This window comes from Rhizobium fabae, assembly GCF_003985135.1.
GTDB classification, from domain to species: Bacteria; Pseudomonadota; Alphaproteobacteria; order Rhizobiales; family Rhizobiaceae; genus Rhizobium; species Rhizobium pisi.
Genome location: NZ_ML133679.1, coordinates 1 through 1,902, shown reverse-complemented (window position 1 = coordinate 1,902; position 1,902 = coordinate 1). Strand labels below are relative to the sequence as shown.

At 59.3% G+C, this 1,902-nt stretch carries 1 protein-coding gene; it reads left to right on the top strand.

The window, feature by feature from the left end; all coding sequences use genetic code 11:
- The first annotated feature begins 403 nt into the window (after window positions 1-403).
- Window positions 404-1,813, top strand: a complete 1,410-nt coding sequence (gene ltrA / locus EFB14_RS32725; RefSeq protein ID WP_126830940.1) for a group II intron reverse transcriptase/maturase — start codon at window positions 404-406, stop codon at window positions 1,811-1,813.
- The last annotated feature ends 89 nt before the right edge of the window (window positions 1,814-1,902 follow it).

Here is a 1,902-nt window from a genome sequence, read left to right as displayed (position 1 = left end):
TGGGAGTACGTCATGCCAAGCTGATAACTGCTTGTGGGTGCAAGTCCCATCCGGCCAAAGCCTTAGCAGGCAAGTCGGGACCGAGTCTTGCGGGCGTCGCGGTGACGCGGGGTCTGAAGTGTAGACAGGAGCCATGCGGGGTGCGGGAATGAGCCTCGAAAGGTGGATGTTCACGGAGGCCGAGTGTGTTCCCTAAACACGAAGGCAACACGAGTATCGTCGATATGCGAGATGATGCCGCTCCGTCGGGGTCGATGGCCGGATCACGCATGGAAGGCAGTTATCGGAACATGAGAGGCCCGACCGGGTCCGCCAGACTGGTCTCTGGTGGGGGGCAGCAACAAGGCACTGCCGGAGTTGTTGACCGAGCTGAGGTCGGGAGTCGGACTGGTTCATAGTACCAATGAAACCGTTGAAGGAAACGAGACGCGTGGAGGGAAGGGATCGGCCCGAGAGGATCTCGCAAGAGGAGGCCAGGGTCCGGACACAGAGCCGGGTTGTCCTGATGCCAAACCTCGAGCGGGTGAACGCGGCAGCCAGACAGGTTGCCCGAACCCGGTTCACTGCACTGCTGCATCACGTCGATCTGAATGCGCTTCATCGTGCATTCAGACGGCAAAAGCGGCAGGCAAGCGCAGGCGTCGATGGGATGACTGTGGCGAAGTACGAAGAGAGGTTGGAGCAAAATCTTCACGATCTCTGCGAACGAGTCCACACGGGTCGCTACCGGCCACAGCCGGTGCGACGTGTTTACATTCCAAAAGCCGATGGCGGAAAACGGCCACTTGGAGTGCCGACCCTGGAGGATAAGATCGTCCAGGGCGCGGTCGCTGAAGTGCTTAGTGCCGTCTATGAGGCCGACTTTTGCGGGTTCTCCTATGGCTTCAGGCTAGGGCGCAACCCGCACATGGCACTGGATGCCTTGCATACAGCGATCATGAGCCAGCGCGTGAACTGGGTGCTCGATGCCGACATCCGCAGCTTCTTTGACTCGGTTGACCACGAGTGGCTGTTGCAGATGGTGGCGCACAGGATAGCCGATCCCCGTATCCTCCAGCTTATCAAGCTGTGGCTGCGGGCGGGAATCCTTGAGAGCGGCGAGACGTATGAGACTGACAAGGGTACCCCGCAAGGAGCTGGCATTAGTCCGCTCCTCGCCAACATCTTTCTGCACTACATCCTCGATCTGTGGGTTCATCAATGGCGTCGACGCTATGCACGCGGCCGAATTGTGATCGTGCGCTACGCCGACGACTTCGTTATGGGCTTCGAGAACAAGGATGATGCGTTGAATATGCTTCTGACCCTCAAGGAGCGACTAGGCAGTTTTGGCCTAGCGCTCCACGAAGGCAAGACGCGGCTGATCGAGTTTGGCCGGTTCGCGGCTTTGACTCGGCAGCGGCGTGGCGAGCGAAAGCCCGATACCTTCGCCTTCCTGGGCTTCATTCACTACTGTGGAGTGACCCGTGATGGCAGGTTTATCGTGAAGCACAAGACGGAAGGGAAACGCCTGACGCGAAAGCTGAAGGCGTTGCGCGAGGGAGCATGGCGGCACATGCACATGACGTTGGCTACCCAGCACAAGTGGCTTGCCGCTGTGCTGCGTGGACACTACGGCTACTACGGCAGGCCGCATAACTATCCCGCACTCAACGGTTTCTATCAGCAAGCACGCCGCATATGGTTCCGCTGCCTGAGGCGGCGAAGTCAGAAGAGCCGGCGAATGGGTTGGTTGGAATTTGAAATCCTCACCGCACGCTTCGCGCTGCCAGTCCCACGTATTACTCGAACTTGGGCGCAGGCCAGGAGATGATGCGGGTTACTCTCGGGAAGAGCCGGGTGCGGGAAATCCGCCCGCCCGGATCTGTGAGGGCGAAGCCGAATGGCATAGCTACTCGACCA

Excerpts from the sequence above, each read along its gene's own strand:
- ltrA (WP_126830940.1), top strand. The coding sequence starts at position 404 with ATGAAACCGTTGAAGGAAACGAGACGCGTGGAGGGAAGGGATCGGCCC.